Origin of the sequence: Cellvibrio japonicus Ueda107 (assembly GCF_000019225.1) — a bacterium.
Taxonomy (GTDB): Bacteria; Pseudomonadota; Gammaproteobacteria; order Pseudomonadales; family Cellvibrionaceae; genus Cellvibrio; species Cellvibrio japonicus.
In genome coordinates, this window is record NC_010995.1 from 4,503,818 (window position 1) to 4,520,156 (window position 16,339).

The 16,339-nt window shown below is 56.8% G+C and carries 14 protein-coding genes and 1 pseudogene; all 15 read right to left on the bottom strand.

All coding sequences use genetic code 11. From position 1 onward, the window contains the following. Nucleotides 1-2: 2 nt before the first annotated feature. On the bottom strand, nucleotides 3-800 hold the full coding sequence (locus tag CJA_RS18125; RefSeq protein WP_012489330.1) for an arylamine N-acetyltransferase family protein: 798 nt from the start codon (nucleotides 798-800) through the stop codon (nucleotides 3-5). A 75-nt stretch (nucleotides 801-875) separates the two neighbouring features. Beyond that, a complete protein-coding gene (locus tag CJA_RS18130; protein WP_012489331.1) occupies nucleotides 876-1,805 on the bottom strand; it encodes a HEAT repeat domain-containing protein in 930 nt (309 codons plus the stop codon). A 145-nt stretch (nucleotides 1,806-1,950) separates the two neighbouring features. Then, a pseudogene (locus tag CJA_RS18135) lies at nucleotides 1,951-3,018 on the bottom strand (glycoside hydrolase family 11 protein); the annotation flags it as partial. Next, entirely contained in the window at nucleotides 2,921-3,127 is a 207-nt protein-coding gene (locus tag CJA_RS19835; RefSeq protein WP_238526796.1) for a hypothetical protein, read from the bottom strand. The gene CJA_RS19835 and the pseudogene CJA_RS18135, both read right to left, overlap by 98 nt. A 247-nt stretch (nucleotides 3,128-3,374) precedes the next feature. After that, nucleotides 3,375-5,360, bottom strand: a complete 1,986-nt coding sequence (locus CJA_RS18140) for a glycoside hydrolase family 11 protein (RefSeq protein ID WP_012489333.1) — start codon at nucleotides 5,358-5,360, stop codon at nucleotides 3,375-3,377. Between the two features lie 467 nt (nucleotides 5,361-5,827). Continuing rightward, nucleotides 5,828-6,799, bottom strand: coding sequence for a DMT family transporter (locus CJA_RS18145; RefSeq protein ID WP_012489336.1), 972 nt, complete (start codon nucleotides 6,797-6,799; stop codon nucleotides 5,828-5,830). A gap of 48 nt (nucleotides 6,800-6,847) precedes the next feature. Beyond that, nucleotides 6,848-7,783: a cobalamin-binding protein gene (locus CJA_RS18150; RefSeq protein WP_012489337.1), complete on the bottom strand. Its 936-nt coding sequence runs from the start codon at nucleotides 7,781-7,783 to the stop codon at nucleotides 6,848-6,850. Nucleotides 7,784-7,814: 31 nt separating this feature from the next. Then, on the bottom strand, nucleotides 7,815-8,903 hold the full coding sequence (locus tag CJA_RS18155; RefSeq protein WP_012489338.1) for a threonine-phosphate decarboxylase: 1,089 nt from the start codon (nucleotides 8,901-8,903) through the stop codon (nucleotides 7,815-7,817). Then, a complete protein-coding gene (gene cbiB / locus CJA_RS18160) occupies nucleotides 8,900-9,859 on the bottom strand; it encodes an adenosylcobinamide-phosphate synthase CbiB (RefSeq protein WP_012489339.1) in 960 nt (319 codons plus the stop codon). Before cbiB ends, CJA_RS18155 begins: the two co-directional genes overlap by 4 nt. 6 nt (nucleotides 9,860-9,865) lie before the next feature. Further along, nucleotides 9,866-10,399 carry a bifunctional adenosylcobinamide kinase/adenosylcobinamide-phosphate guanylyltransferase gene (cobU, locus tag CJA_RS18165; RefSeq protein ID WP_012489340.1) on the bottom strand — a complete coding sequence of 178 codons (534 nt, stop codon included), beginning with the start codon at nucleotides 10,397-10,399 and terminating at the stop codon, nucleotides 9,866-9,868. Nucleotides 10,400-10,432: 33 nt separating this feature from the next. Next, nucleotides 10,433-11,233: a heme ABC transporter ATP-binding protein gene (locus CJA_RS18170; protein WP_012489341.1), complete on the bottom strand. Its 801-nt coding sequence runs from the start codon at nucleotides 11,231-11,233 to the stop codon at nucleotides 10,433-10,435. After that, nucleotides 11,230-12,258, bottom strand: a complete 1,029-nt coding sequence (locus CJA_RS18175; RefSeq protein ID WP_012489342.1) for a FecCD family ABC transporter permease — start codon at nucleotides 12,256-12,258, stop codon at nucleotides 11,230-11,232. Before CJA_RS18175 ends, CJA_RS18170 begins: the two co-directional genes overlap by 4 nt. Further along, entirely contained in the window at nucleotides 12,255-13,775 is a 1,521-nt protein-coding gene (locus CJA_RS18180; protein WP_012489343.1) for a cobyric acid synthase, read from the bottom strand. The genes CJA_RS18175 and CJA_RS18180 overlap by 4 nt, the downstream gene beginning before the upstream one ends. 2 nt (nucleotides 13,776-13,777) lie before the next feature. Continuing rightward, nucleotides 13,778-14,425, bottom strand: a complete 648-nt coding sequence (gene cobO / locus CJA_RS18185; RefSeq protein ID WP_012489344.1) for a cob(I)yrinic acid a,c-diamide adenosyltransferase — start codon at nucleotides 14,423-14,425, stop codon at nucleotides 13,778-13,780. A 68-nt stretch (nucleotides 14,426-14,493) separates the two neighbouring features. Further along, nucleotides 14,494-16,338, bottom strand: a complete 1,845-nt coding sequence (locus CJA_RS18190; protein ID WP_012489345.1) for a TonB-dependent receptor plug domain-containing protein — start codon at nucleotides 16,336-16,338, stop codon at nucleotides 14,494-14,496. Nucleotide 16,339: the final 1 nt, after the last annotated feature.

Below are 16,339 nucleotides of genomic sequence, written 5' to 3' on the forward strand. Positions count from 1 at the left end.
GGTCAGTCGGCAGTGCCCGGCGCCACAAATCCCGCCGGGCAATCGATATGAAACTCCTCCTGCAAGAGAGTGACTATCTCATCGGATGGAACCTGGGTAATTTCCACTTGGCCGTGCCTGTAGCGCTTTAACTGGTTATCGACCAGGATGGATCTGCCCTGTGCAGAAAAGCGAATCGCCAGTGTTTTCTGCACAAAGATAGTATCGGGATGGGTGGAGTTGAAATAATTCGGCAGGCCCATGTCGATCCATGCCATGGGGTAGAGATCAAAGGCAAACTGGCGCTTCCACGCCTGCTCTACCCGCGCTTCGAGCAGGTAGGTATTTTCATCCAGCAGGGACAGGCGGAATTGATCATCATCCTGTTGCAGGATGCCATCCAACTGGCTCAGGGCAATAGGCGCACGAATCCCGAAACTGCCGAACCCCAGGTCACACAGGTAACGCTCGCTGCCTATCTCGACAATAATCACCACATGGGTTTTGGGGCGCAGGCTGGGATAAAACATCGGCCTTGCGCCGCAAATCCGGTAGTCGAATCCAATTGCATCCAGGGCCATGGCAAATACGCCATTCACCTCGTAGCAATAACCGCCGCGGTTTTTATAAATCAGTTTGTTAACCAGATCTTCCGGCACCAGGGACACAGCCTGGTGTGTCCTAACATCAATATTTTCAAAGGGAATGGAAAATAATTGGCAGCGCATAAGTTGCGCCAGGCACTCAGGATTTACCGAGGGAATGCCGGTAAATCCTATGCGGGCAAGATAGTCATCCAGTACAAAGTTGGTTGCAAGCATCAAAAAAATCCTTGAAGTCAGTTCCGGCGCTGACCATAAAGGATTGATGCCGATAAGGCAATCCGTTGCGCGACTTTACATAATCGGCGGCAGCTCAGCCGCAATATCCGCCTGGGTAATCCGGGTACGCGCCCGGTCACTGAGGTTTTGCAGGGTATTAATCACATCATTCGCCAGCCAACTGACGGACGCATCCGGATGGTTGACCAGGCTTTCAACAAAACCTATGTGTGTCTGGTTACCGGTGGAGCGCAGTGCAAGCAAGGCATCCAGTTTTACACCAATGTCTTCATCCTGTAACAGTGGCACAACTGCATTGGCAGCACTGACGTAACGGGTTTTGGCCAATTCCACCAGGACTTTTTGGCGATCCGCCGGATTTTCACTGCGCAGTCCTGCCTGCATGTCGGTGATTTGTTTTTCCAGCAGGCGGTTATCGCCGCGCATGGATAATACCTGGGCAGTGACGCGCTTGAGGTCTGTATTGGTCTGCTGGTGATAGAGGGTATCCAGGGCGTAGTCGGGCAGGTTATCGCGATTTTCTGCCAAATCGTAAACGCCCTTGCTGGCAATAGCGATATTCTCCCTACCGGGATTTTGCGCCAGGAACTCCTGGACTTTTTCAACAAATGAGCGGGGGTCACCATACGCCAGGGTTAACAGGTCTTTTAATATTTGCTCATGGTTGACTGCGGCTGAATCAGCTTCACCCTCTGTCGATGCAGTAGGCGACAGATCGTTTTTACCCGCGGCACCCATCGCCGAATTGGTTGAGCTTGCGAGCGACTGTCCTACCAGGTTCCCTGTCAACACGCGTTTGCTATGCAGTGTCGGCGCCTGTTGCGCTAACAAGGCTTCCAGTTCGGCAACCTTGTGTTCCAGGGACAGGATTTTTTGCTGGTGCGCGGAGTCACCCACCATCACACCGAATAGGCCGTAACTAATGCCTGCACCCAGAAGGGCGGCTAATAGCAGGGATATTTTGGAATTGCCAAGGATATTCATCGTTTACCTCTCGTCTTCCATTGGTTTCTCATTATTTTTATTGTTTGATCGTGAAATCTTGCAGGTAGCGATAAAAAAGGGGCAGATGATCCGCCCCTTTTTTGTTACAGCGTCCAACCGATATGTTGGCTGACACCCATTAGATGTCGCCGTAACCAATCGCGCCGTTGCAATGCAGCCATTCACTTCTGCCGTTACCGCCACCACAGGAGCCGTTTTGGTAAACGCCGGTGTTGTAGGTTTGGTCTTCCGATTGGCGAATGCTGCCATTGACACTGATGTAATCCACTTGTACATCGCGATTACCGGAGTCGTTGGTGTACTGCACCAAAGAGCCACCGGAGGCACTGGTCGTTGCGGTGTAGTTGGTCATGGTTGTGGTCAGGGTCCAGGTTGCCACATTGGTGTTACCCACACGCAGGGTAATGCTTTCACCACCCGCGGTACCGCGCGCACGGACAACAATGATTTTGCTACCGCCACCGGAGGCACTGGAGCTGGAACTGCTGTTGCCACCGCCACTGCTGCCGCCCTGGCTTACCGTAATGTCGGAACTGCCACGGCTTTGATAACCCTCGGTCGCCAGTACCTGATAATTGTGGTTACCCAAATTCAAGCCTTTGCTGGCCCAAAAGTTAGCGTGGTTGGCAAAGGTGATGGTGCCGGAGATATTACCGAACCCTTTTTTCGGATTCCTGACACTGAAGTATTGGTAAAAGGTTTGGTTACCATCAATCGACGGCTGGTTAACGCGCTGGCAGCGACGCACGTTGTAGGTGGCACCATCACTCTGGAAGCTGCCGTAGTCAGTGCCGCCGGAACAGCTGGCCGGGTTGTAGGAACCGTAGCTTTCGATCACGTAGTATTCGATCAGCGGACTCCGGGTCCAGCCATAGAGTGCCAGGTAGGAATTTTGGCTGCTATCAACACCGTAGTAACCGGAATAGCTGATAACGCGAGAACTGCTACCGGGATTCCAGCCTTTACCGCCCACCCAGTTATTGGTTGAGCTATTCCAGGATGATTGGTAACGACCGCCAGACAATAACGTCATGGACGCATCACCGGAATCTTTCCAGAAAGTGTAGTAAAAACCGTTGTTGGTGCCGGTTGAGTTACTGGTTAGGGTTTGTGCGCTCACTGCCGATGTACACAAGGCCGCTGCCCATGCGATTGAAACAATCACATTTTTTGTGTTTTGAAATATTTTCATTATTAAAATCTCCGGGATTTCGCCTCTCAACCAATACAGCCAATAGAGGAAGAGGGCTGTTGGAAGGCTGATTCCTGCTTGTTGCAAACAGGCGTTTATCGAGCGCCATACAGCTTTGCTGTTATTGTTAAAAAACGGCGTGGTCTTCTCGATGGATACTTGTATACCGCCAAATTTTAATATTGTCAATTTAACTTTAAGCTTATTGTCATAAAAACTATATAACGGGAATTTTATAAATAAGCTGATTAAATAACATCAGGATTTGAACGGCTTTTCATGGGAAAAAACGACGGTTATTTCCAGGTTCACGGCCATCCATAAGGGGCAAGTACATGCCCCTTATGGATAACGGATCAATTACAAACGACACCGCCGCCGCCAGTCCCCTGGCTGTTACAGGTACTGGTACTGATACAGCTGCGCGAATTTTCCCAGCCCCAACCACTGGTCTGGGTTTGGCAAAGCGGATAGAAAGTCCCCCACCAATTGCATTGGCAATTGCCGCCGGTATTACCGCCCGCACTGCTACTGCTACGACTGCTGCTACTGAGCGCGACACTGCTGCTGCCACCGGAGCTTGAAGGTGCAACAGCACGACCGGTGTTTGGATCAATCCTGCCCGGGCACAGGCCTTTGGCGCGCAAGTTAGTCGCTATTTGTGCAATCGCACTGTTGGTATTGGTGTAGCTGCCATCGTGCATCAGGATGACCTGGCCGTTTTGCAATTGGTTGGCCGCATTGGCAATCGCCGCTGCACTGGCCCCGTTCCAATCCTGTGAGTCCACATCCCAGGTCACCACACGCAAACCCAGCGCCTGGGCTGCCTGTTGGATCGTGGAATTGAGTTCGCCATAGGGTGGACGGAACAGCGTCGGCTTGGGCGCACCGGCATTCTGGATCGCCTGGTTGGTGCGGTTCAATTCATCGTAAACCTGCTGGTAGGTCCAGCTGGTCATGTGCGGATGGGTGTAACTGTGGTTGTGCACCTCTCCCACACTCAGCTGTTGCGACATCAGGTGCGCATTGCTGGCAACGTTATTGCCCTGGTTAAACCAGGTTACCGGTGTCAGGTTATTTTGCCGCAGCAGGTTTACCAGGGTGGCGGTGTTGGAATTAGGGCCATCATCAAAGGTGATGCCGACATAACCGCTACAGTTGCTACCTCCACCACCGGTATTGCCGCTGCTGCTATTACCGGCACTGCTGTTACTGCCACCATTACCACCGCTGCAATTGCCACTGAAGCAATCGTAGGTGTAACCAAAACCTATCTCACCGTTACAGTGCATATTTTCCGAATAGGAGCCACCACCGCAACGGCCATTGGCATAAACCGCGCTGTTGTGTTCCATGTCTTCCGCCTGGCGGGTTTCACCATTCACGATAATGTAATCCACGACTACGTCGCGGCCACTGGCATCGTTATCGAACTGTACCTGGATATCACCCGACGCATTACCGCTGTATAGGTAATTCTGGAAGCTGGTCCCCAAAGTCCAGTTGGCAACCACCGCACCACCTACGCGGAGGTTAATGTGCTCGCTGCCGTTTGCACCGCGAGCGCGAACGGTAATACCGCCGCTGCTGCCACCGCCCGTACTTGAATTCACACTGGAACTGGCGCCACCGACACTGCTGGTACCACCACCACTGGTACCTTCGCTAACGGTAATGTCGGAACTGCCACGGCTTTGGTAACCCTCGGTCGCCAGTACCTGATAATTGTGGTTACCCAAATTCAAACCCTTGCTCGCCCAGAAATTAACGTGGTTGGCAAAGGTAATGGTACCGGAGATGTTGCCGAACCCTTTTTTCGGATTCCTGACACTGAAGTATTGGTAGAAGGTTTGGGTACCATCAATCGAGGGTTGGTTAACGCGCTGGCAGCGACGCACGTTATAGGTGGCACCATCACTCTGGAAGCTGCCGTAGTCAGTGCCGCCGGAGCAGCTGGCCGGGTTGTAGGAACCGTAACTTTCAATCACGTAGTATTCGATCAGCGGACTCCGGGTCCAGCCATAGAGCGCCAGGTAGGAATTTTGGCTGCTATCAACACCGTAAGAACCGGAATAGCTGATAACCCGCGAATTATTACCAGGATTCCAGCCTTTACCACCCACCCAGTTATTGGTGGAGTTGCCCCAGGATGATTGGTAACGACCGCCAGACAATAACGTCATGGACGCATCACCGGAATCTTTCCAGAAGGTGTAGTAAAAACCGTTATTGGTACCCGTTGAATTTGAACTCAGGGTTTGGGCATTGACCGATATTGCGCCCAGTGCCACGGCACCCATGAGTGTCCTGACAACACATTTGCCGAGTGTGGGAAGTTTCATTATTCATCTCCGCTGTTGAAACGCCAATCCTGTCAATTGCAGACAGGGGTTAATCGAGTGCCTGGCGGTTTCACTGTTATTGTTAAAAACAGCCTGACAACATCGAGGCGGTTTATTTATAGCGGCAATAACATATTGTCAATTGAACTATAATTATATTTTTATTAGCACTAGCATCACGCAATTGATATAGCGATATGTTGCTTGAAAGCAGGATTTTTTAATGGTTTTTTTACGGAAAAACGTTTATTGGCCTGTGCATTACTGGCCTATTTTTTTAAATTTTCTATCGCTATATCAGCGCCAAAAAATCACCTGCTAAAATATTTTTATTTGTAAATATATTGTGGGTTTTTAAATACGGAAAGAAAAAATTTAACGCGACATTGCTAAAGTAAAAATCCAAAAAAGTAATAATTATGAGAATTTTTTTGACTTATTTCATCGTTGAAACGAATGTTCATTTATTAAATATCATTATTTTTTGCGTTATGGATATTAATCGCGCCGGATTTCTGCGGCAGGCGCGTCACCAGGTAAATACCGCCACACACCAGCAGCAATGCCATCAGGTACTTCCACTCCATCATGGTTTCCCCCAGGAATACGGCTGACAATAAGACACCGAATACGGGAACCAGAAAATTAAAAATAGTGACCATGCCGACCGGGTTGTATTTTAACAAGGTCCCCCACAGGGCAAAGGCGGCCGACGACAGCAGGGCGAGGTAAATCAACAAGAGTGTCGACTGCCAATCAAAATGCCCCAAGTGACCACCGGTGCCCCACCCCAATAACATCAATGCCACCCCACCAATAGCCAATTGCCAGGCTGTCATCAACAGCACATCCATCTGCTGGGAAATATGCTTTCCATAAATAGACGCTGCCGCCAGGATAAACGCGGCAATCACAATAAAACCTTCACCGTACAGTGAAACCTCAACATCCAACAGGCTGTTATTAAAATTAACTGCCAATACGCCGGCAAAGCCAAAGATACAGCCCAGGGCTTTACGGTGGTTGAGGCGGTCGTTGTGATAAATAACGTGTGCAAGCAACACACTGAAGAAAGTGCCCGTGGCATTGAGGATAGAGGCTTTGACCCCGGTGGCATGGGCCAGGCCAATATAGAAGAAAATATATTGGAGCATGGTTTGTGTTAGCCCCAGGATACTGGTCTGGCGCAACTGTGCCATGCTGGAAAAACCCAGGGATTTTCCCGTTAATTTGGCGAGCAACAGCAACAATAATCCCGCCAGCAAAAAGCGGTAACCGGCAAACAACATTTGCGCGGGGATATCATCGCGCGCGATGCCCAACAGGGTATAACCACTTTTAATGGCGGGATAGGCGCTGCCCCATAAGAGCGTGCACAGGATGGCGCACAGGAAAAGTACATAGCGGCGGGTAAAGACAGAGTCTTCCGGGTTACTCATGGCAAAAAAACTCTCTGGAAAATAGACACTGCATCAAGCTGGACGCCATTATTTTTCGCGCGCTGTTTGCAAGTATTCACACATCAGGCGCGCACCGTCCAAAATACGCAAGGTGTGGCGCTGGATAATATCCGGCGGGATAAAAAATAAATTCTGTTGCTGCACCGCTGTTAATTTGGGGTATTGCTTCCAGGTATCCAGCCACTCGGGGCGCTCTTCACCCATGCCACTGGCAATAATCGCATCCGGGTTGCGACTGATAACGGATTCCTCATTAATTTTAGGTGCGATGGAAAGCGCATCGGCAAAAATATTTTCACCGCCACAGAGTTTCATCACATCGCTCACCAGGTGTTGGCCATTGAGTGTTTGCAGAGGACTGTTCCACACCTGGTAAAACACACTGACGGTTTTAGCGTTGCTGTATCGCTCACGCAGCTGGTTAAGTTGTTGTTGCCATTGGTGCGCGCGCTGGTTGGCAATCGCCTCGGTGCCGGCAAGTTTGCCGATGGTCATCACTTCGTCGGCAATATCATCCAGGGTGCGCAGCTCATCGACATAAACCGTCATCCCCAGGCGCTCCAATTGTGCGGCGACCTGCGGGCCATTGCCCGATATCCAGCCGAGCACCAGGTCCGGTTTGCGCGCTAATACTTCCTCGTAATTAATCGCGTTATATCCGCCGACTTGCGGCAGCTTGAGTGCAGCCGCGGGATAGTTGCTGTAATTCACGGCGGCGATCAGCTTATCGCCCGCACCGGCGCTGTAGACGTTTTCGACAATGTGCGGCGCCAGGGCGATGATCGTTTGCGCCGGTTTTGACAGGCGGATGACTTTACCGCGCGCATCCGTGACCACAATATCCTGACTGACTTCGGGTTGCCGATCCGCAATCGGCGCTGCGTAGCCAGCCGTACTGAAAGCCAGACTCAACAGGCACAGCATATTAAGCGGACGGATAAAGGACATTGGCGTTGTTCTCACGGGGGAATTCCTCGGCAATCGATGATGCAGGTTATTTTTGCGCCGCGACCAGTTTCACCAGCGCCTGCCCTAAACGCTCGCCATTATCAGGCGGCAGGCCGATACGCAACCAGGCGGGCACGGTTTCAGCGGCGGCATTCACCGGCTCACCTGTCAGCTCCTCATCACCGGTTTCATAACACCAGCGGGTGAACAGACCCTGCCTGGCCAGGTAGCAATACAACTGGTACAGGGGTTTGCGCGCACCGGTCAGGGTGGTAAATAAACCGGCACTGCACACCTCAAATCCCTTACCCAATACCTGGTTCAACTGCTGTTCCAGTTGTTGTGCATGGGCAGTGATACGCGCCCGCTGAGCAGTGTGCCAACAGCAATCTTTTAGGGCGCGGGTACCAATCCAGAGGGCTGGATGATTGATCACCCAATCATCCAGCTTATCTTCCAGGGCTTGGCGCGGACTGCCCGTACCCAACAAAAACCCCAGGCGCAAACCGGCCAAGCCGAAGAATTTACCCAGGGAGCGCAGGATAAACAGGCGCGGGCAGTATTTCAGTAAATGGGTAGCGCTGAGCGAGCGGCGGTAATCGACAAAGGCCTCATCTATCAGCAAATAACCACTTAGCTGGTCATGCAAACCGGCTAACTGATTCGGGTCTATCGCTTCAGTCGTCGGGTTATTGGGGTTGATCACCACCGCATGGTCTACCACCCCCGTGCTGACCAGGGCCTGTAACTGCACCAGGGTTTGATATTCATAACACTGGTGGCCCACCGCTCGCCAAGCCTGGTCATGCGCACGATAGCCGGGGTTAGGAATAGCGACCCGGCCCGGCGGCAAACCCTGTGCAAAGCGTCGGATAGCATACTGGCTGCCAGGCAATGCCAGTAACTTGTCGGCGGCGACACCATAGTAATTGGCGGCCGCATTGAGCAGCGGCGCCAGGTCGCCGGGCAGGCGCTGCCACACCTCGGCGGGTACTTCCGGCACCGGGTAGGACCAGGGGCTGATGCCGGTGGACAAGTCCTGCCAGCGCAGGAGCGGCGTGCCAAAGCGCGCCTGGGCGTACCCCAGGTTGCCGCCATGGCGCGGCGCCTGGCAGGCCTGCAAGTCCAGGGTCATAAGGAAACTCCATTCAACAGGGTATCTGCCAGGGCAAAGATGCCTGAAACAACAATGAAGGACACCAATAGCAGCAACACCGCGCGCCTGACCAGGGCCAGGGCCCGACCTATATCGGCGCGGGTCGCAGGCCTGCCGCAGGTCGCGGGCTTGGTTTCCCACTGGCCCTGGTAACAGGCCCCACCGCCCAAGCTGATATTGAGTGCACCGCTGCCGGCGCAAATAACCGGCCCGGCATTGGGGCTGGCCCAGTGACGGGCAAAGCGACGCCAACTGCCCAGGGCACTCGCAGTATCACCCACCAAGGCAAAGGCCAGGGCGGTAAGGCGCGCAGGAACCAGGTTGAGCAGGTCATCCCAGCGGGCGGCAGCGCGGCCAAAATAATTGAAGCGCGCCGAGCGATAGCCCCACATGGCATCCAGGGTATTGCTCAGGCGATACACCAGTGCCCCTGCCGGGCCCAGCAGGGTAAACCAAAAGAGCGGGCCGACAATCGCGTCCGAGGTGTTTTCCAGCAGAGTTTCCAGGCTGGCGCGCACCACCTGGGACTCATCCATCGCCGCGCAGTCGCGACTGACAATGTGCTGCACCGCAGCGCGCCCGGCGGGCAGGCTTTGGGCCAGGGCGCTGTCCACGTCGCGCACATGCTCCTCCAGGCTGCGCCAACCCAGGCTGGCGTAAAGCACCACCGCGCCAAAGGCCAGGGCAAGCAGCGGCACTTGCGCCACCAGCCACCACCACAGCAGTGCACTGGCAAGCCCCAGGGGCACTACCAGTAACACCAGGGCAACAGCACCTTTTAGCAGGGCCAAGCCTCTCTGGCCCGGGTGAGTATTCAAACGTGCCTCCAGGGCGGAGGCCAGGTTGCCGAACCCCACCAGGGGATGGAAACGCCTGGGTTCACCCAGGAGGCGATCTGCCAATACGCCTGCCAACAGCGCCGCGGCAATTAACACGGGTACTTACTCATGGCTGCTTTTCAAACTCAGCGGCAAACCGGCGACCACCAGGCTGACCTGTGCACAGCGCTGGGCCAGGGCCTGGTGCAACCAGCCGCTGGCATCCACAAATTCCCGACTGAGCCGGCCCAGGGGAATCACCCCTGAACCCACTTCGTTACTGACAAATAACCAGCGCGGCGGGCGCCCGGCGGCCAACTGGCGATCGATTTGCGCCAGCAGGTGCGCGCGCTCCTGCGGCCAGCAACCGGCGTGCAGGCAATTGCTGATCCACAGGGTCAGGCAATCGACCAGCACTATGTCGGTGTCCCGGCTACGGGACAGTGCTTCGGCCAGGTACAGGGGCTCTTCCAGGGTGCACCATTGGCCCTGGCGGTCAGCCTGGTGCCGGGCAATACGCGCCTGCATTTCGGCATCACCGGCCGTGGCGGTGGCCAGGTACACCAATTGTCCACCCCCCTGCGCTTGCCAGTGTTCGGCGCGCGTTTGCGCCAGCCGGCTTTTGCCGCTGCGGGCACCGCCCAATATCAATTCCATAGCATCGTTTCCGGGCGTTGAATAGGTGAGGGATTATTCATTGATCACCACCGGTTTGCCCGTTACCGGGTGCGACACCACACAGACGCGGGTGGCGAACAGGGGGTTGATTACCGCGGCGGTGAGCACCTGTTCGGGCGTGCCCTGGGCGCAGCAGCGGCCGCCGCTCAAGGCGATCAACCGGTCGCTGAAGGCACCCGCCAGGGTCATATCGTGCAAAGTCATCAAGACAGCCACTCCGGTACCGGCCAGGTCGCGCACCGCCTGCATGCACTGCCACTGGTGGCCTATATCCAGGCTGGTGACCGGCTCATCCAATAACAGCAGGCGCTGGCCGGCGTCTTCGGCGCGCCAGATTTGCGCCAGCACCCGCGCCAGGTGGATGCGCTGCTGCTCACCGCCGGATAGCAGGGGGTAGAGCCGCCCGGCCAGGTGGCCCACATCCAGCGCGGCCATGGCCGCGTGGCAAATCTCCTCATCCAGGTGCGCACCCGTGGCATGGGGGGTGCGGCTCATGGCCACCACCTCCAGGCCGGTAAAGGCAAACTCCAGGTGATTGCGCTGGGCCAGTATCGCCATCTGGCGCGCCCGCGCCAGGGGTGCCAGGGCGCCGATTGGCTGGCCGCAGAGCTGTACCTGACCCCGGCTAATGGGCAGGTCGCCGCCAATCGCGCGCAACAGGCTGGATTTGCCCGCGCCGTTGGGGCCGATAATCGACAGTATCTCGCCAGGCGCGACGCTCAGGCTGAGGTTATCCAGCAGTAGCAGGCCATCGACCGCCAGGCTGAGCTGGTCGACATGCAGCACGGCAGGGCTGTTCGGAACCGGGCTCATTGCATCCCCCCGCGCCGCTGGTATAGCAAGTAGATAAAGAAAGGTGCACCCACCAGCGCAGTGACCAGGCCCACGGGCAGTTCGGTGGGGGCCACTGCCACCCGCGCCAGGGTATCGGCCAGCAGCAGCAGGCTGGCGCCGCCCAGGGCACTGAGCGGCAGCAGCAGGCGATGATCCGGCCCCACCCACAGGCGCAGCATATGGGGCACCACCAGGCCGACAAAGGCGATGGAGCCCGCCAGGGCCACCGACAAGCCCACCCCGGCCGCGACCAGCAGGATCAGGCGGGTTTTCAAGCGCTCCACATCTATACCCAGGTGGCGCGCCTGGGATTCCCCCAGCAGCAAGGTATTCAGGGCCAGGGCGAAGCGCGGCATAGACACCAGCAACAGCGCCAGTATCACCAGCATAAGGATGGCACGGGGGTAGTCGGCCGCATCCAGGGCGCCCATGCGCCACAGGCTCATGCGGCGCAGTGCTTCGTTATCGGCAAAAAACTCCATCAGCCCGGTAAAGCTGGCGGCCAGGGCCGAGGCGGCAATACCCATCAACAGCATGGTCGCCACCGAGGTGCCGGACACCGAGGTCGCCACGCGATATACCAGCCATACCGTGATCAGACCACCAGTAAAGGCGCCCAGGGAAACCAGCGACAAACCGGCCAGCATACCGACGCCGGTACTGCCGAGGAAAATAACCAGGCTGGCGCCCACCGAGGCGCCGGCGGTGACACCGATCAGTGAGGGGTCGGCGAGCGGGTTGCGAAACAGGCCCTGCAACCAGGTACCGCACATGGCCAGCACCGCCCCCACGGCCGCCGCCAGCAGGGCGCGCGGCAGGCGCAGGGAGAGGATAATTTCCGCCTTGTAACCGGGCAGGGGCTGGCCCATCAGTGCAGCCACCAGCTCCCGTGTACTGATAGCGCTGGAGCCCAGGGCAACAGCCAGCACAAAGCTCAGCCCCAGTAACAGCGACAGCAGCCACCAGGCCCAGTGCCGCGCGATCCGGCGCGCCAGCGCATTCATGGTGCGGCTCCCGCACTGGCGTACAGCTGTGCCAGCCAATCCGGTTTCAGGTGGGCCTCCAGGGTATCGGCCAGGCGCTCCAGCTCGCGCTCGCGCCGGGTCGCCAGGTCGAAGGGTTGGTTATCCTGTACCGCCAGTCCCGCCCACTCCAGCAACAGCTGCAAAGCCTGGGGATGGTCAAAAATACCGTGCATATAAGTGGCCAGTATCTGCCCGTCGGCACTCACCGCACCTTCCGGATGCCACCCGCATTCCCGCTCAACCCGGAGCAGCGGCTTGTCCAGCGCCGGCCCGGCGGAGATACCGCAATGGATTTCGTAGCCGTTGAACGCAGCGCTGTGCTCGGCCAGGTGTACCTGGCCCTGCCGGTTGTACAGTTGTTTGTGGGGTTTGAGGTGGGTGTGCAGTGCCAGGTAACCAAACCCCGTTTCGCTGCCCGGTTCGGCCTCTATGCCCTCGGGGTCTTCCACCCGCTCACCGAGCATTTGCAGACCGCCGCAGATACCCATGAGTTTGCCGCCATAGCGCAGGTGGCGGTCGAGCATGGTGTGCCAATCGTGCTGTTTTAACAGGGCCAGGTCAGCGCGCACATTTTTACTGCCGGGCAGTATCACCAGGTCGCAGGGGGGCAGGGGTTCGCGCACGGAGACAAAGTGCAGGTTAACGGCCGGGTGCAAACGCAGGGCGTCAAAATCGGTGTGGTTGCTGATGCGCGGCAATACCGGCACCACAATATTCAGCGCGGCCTGTGCCGGCGGTGGTTGCCGGCTGATGGCATCCTCCGCATCCAGGTGGAAATCGGGCAGATAGGGCACCACGCCCAGCACCGGTTTGCCGGTGCGTGCCTCCAGCCAGTCCAGGCCCGGCTGCAACAAGGCAATATCGCCGCGAAAGCGGTTGATCACAAAACCGATAACCCGCGCCTGCTCGCTCTCGCTTAATAAATCCAGGGTGCCGACCAGGTGCGCAAAGACACCGCCGCGATCAATATCGGCAATCAATATCACCGGGCAATCGGCAGCTTCGGCAAAGCCCATATTGGCGATGTCGTTGGCGCGCAGGTTAATTTCCGCCGGGCTGCCGGCGCCCTCCACCAGCACAAAGCCGTAGTGCGCTTGCAGGCGCGCGAAGGATTCAAATACCGCTTGCCGGGCCGTGTTTTTGTAGTGGTGGTAATCCAGTGCCTGCATAGTGCCGATGGCCTTGCCCTGGATAATCACCTGGGCGCCGGTATCAGACGCCGGTTTGAGCAATACCGGGTTCATATCGGTATGGGGTTGCAGGCCGCAGGCCTGGGCTTGCAATGCCTGGGCGCGGCCAATTTCGCCGCCATCGCAGGTAACAGCGCTGTTGAGCGCCATGTTTTGCGGTTTGAAGGGCGCCAGGCACGCGCCGCGCCGGTACAGCAGGCGCGCAAGACCGGCCACCAGGGTACTTTTACCGGCATCGGAGGTAGTGCCCTGCACCATCAGGCATCTGGCCTGTGGAATCTGGCGGCTGGTTGCTGAACCCGCCATGCCTAGTAGTCGACGCCCTGGCGCGCCTTGATGCCCGCCTTAAAGGCGTGCTTGAGGTCTTTGACTTCCGACACGGTATCCATCAGCTCCTGCAGTGCAGTGCCGCCACCGCGGCCGGTCACAATCACACTCTGCTCCGATGGTCGCTGGGCGATCGCCTGGAGCACGCGCGCTTCATCGAGGTACTGGTAGCCGAGCATATAGGTGAGTTCGTCCAGCACCACCAGGTCGTAGCCGGGGTCGGCGAGCATCCTGCTGGCGTGTTGCCAGGTGGCTTCGGCGGCGGCGATGTCGGCACTGCGATCCTGGGTATTCCAGGTAAAGCCGGTGCCCATCTGGTGCAGTTCAACCTGTGGACACTGGTTTTTCAGGTACAGCTCTTCACCGGACAGCTGGGCGCCCTTGATAAATTGCACCACGCCTACCTTCTGGCCATAACCCAGGGCGCGCAGCACCATGCCAAAGGCCGAGCTGGATTTGCCCTTGCCGTTACCGGTCAGCAACACCGCCACACCGCGCTCAGTACTGGCAGCGGCAATGCTGGCATCCACCTTGGCTTTTTGCTTTTGCATGGCTTTCTTGTGGCGCTCGGCTTTGTGGTCACCCTGTGGATCTGTGCCTTGTTCGCTGTCGTGAAGTTGCTCGCTCATAAAAACCCTTAAAAAAATAAAGCGCGCCCCGGGTATGGGGCGCGCCTGCCGGCAGGTTAACCTGTGCCTTAAAAGGTGATTTTCACCCCGGCATAGGCCGCTGCACCAGCAGTGTTGTAGTTGACGATTTCCACGTAGTCCTTATCGGTGAGGTTTTCACCGCGCAGATAGAACGCCAGCATGGGCGTTACCTGGTAATTAACGCTGGCATCCAGTACCTGGTAATTATCCAGGTCGGCGCCGGTGGTCTCCTTGGCGTCCGCAGAATGGCGCAGGTTAACCGCCAGTTGCAAGGCATCGCTCGCCGCGTAGGTAAAGCCCAGGTTGGCCAGTTGCCTGGGCACCCTTGGGCGCGCTGAACCTGTCGCTGTTTTGGTATCTGTGTAGGTGTAATTGAGGTTGATGATCCACTGGTCTGCCAACGGCATATTGGCGATCAGCTCAATACCCTCCGAACGGTTCTCGCCATCGCCCTGGATATAGCCTGTCCAACCCACCGAATCGTATGCAATTTCGCGCTCAATAGTCTGCTTGAACAATACGGCCTCCAAATGCAGGCCGTTGCTGCCGAAGTATTCCACCCCCACGTCCACACCTTCACTTTCCTCTGGCGTGAGGGGGGCCAAAACATACCCGTAGGATGCCGTTTGCTGTTGGTTGTAGTCGATCTCAAACAAGCTGGGTGCACGGAAACCGGTACCGTAGGTGGCTTTGAACTTTAGCTCACCGGCATCGAGTGCCTGCACATAGGCCGCACTGGTGCGGTAGGTATCGTAGCGCCCAAAGTCATCGTTATCGTCGCTGCGCCCGCCGGCGGTAAAAAATACGCGATCGGCATAGCGGCCCTGGTATTCCAGGTACACCGCATCCTGGTCGCGCTCCATCTCGCGCACACTGTCACTGCGCCGCTCAAGGCCATAGGCCAGGGTATGGGCTTCACTCAAGTAGGCGCGCCCCAGCCATTCCAGTTTTTCAATGCTGCCCTCGGTATCGTAGTCATTGACACCGGCAGCAAAGCTCTGGCGGCTGATGTCGGATTTGGAATAGGCCAGGCTGTTATCCAGGCGACCCAGGCGATGGCTCAGGGACAGGCGACCGGCATCCTGCTCGAAGGTGCTGGTGCAATCGTCTATTGCCGGCCAGCCGCAGCGATCATATTGCGCGCTGGCATCGGTATTGCGCGCAACTGCTTCTACGCGCAGGTTTTCGGTCAGGTTGGCCCCCAGGCGCGCGTGCAGGGTGGTGTTGTCGTAACCGTCATTATCCTTGAGCAGCGTATCTTGCTTGCTGGTGTTAAAGCCTTCGGTTTCGGCACGCGCTACCGAGACAAAATAATCCAGCTTATCGCTGGCGCCGCTGGTGTTGAGTGACCCGCGCTGGGAGTTGTAACGCCCGGCCTCGCCGCTGAGGACGGTTTTATTGCCCTGTTCCGCCTGGCGCGTGCTGATGTTAAGTACACCGCCGGCATCGGCCCCGTACATCAACCCTTGCGGGCCGCGCAGCAATTCCACGCGACCGACATCGCTGCTCAAAATATGCTGGATTTGCGCCCCCGACTGGGTGCCGGTCGGATCGCTGACATCCACGCCATCAATTTGCACCAGGGTGCGATAACCGGCTTCGCCGCGCACGCGCAGGGTGGTGGTTTTCCCCATACCGCCGGAGTTGCTGACAGATACCGAGGGCAGGGTGCGCAGGGCATCAACCAGGGCGGTGTAGCCGAGTTTTTCGATTTGGGCTTCTTCCAGCACAGCAACCGAGGTCGCCACTTCACGCAGCGGCGTTTCCTGGCGTGAACTGACCACCACCACGGTTTCCAGGCTGGGGACTAATGGATTGGCAGGCTTGTCTTGCGCCGCGACCTGGGCGCAGGCGAGGCTCAGGGCCGTCGCGGTAAAAATGGCATGTTTCAAG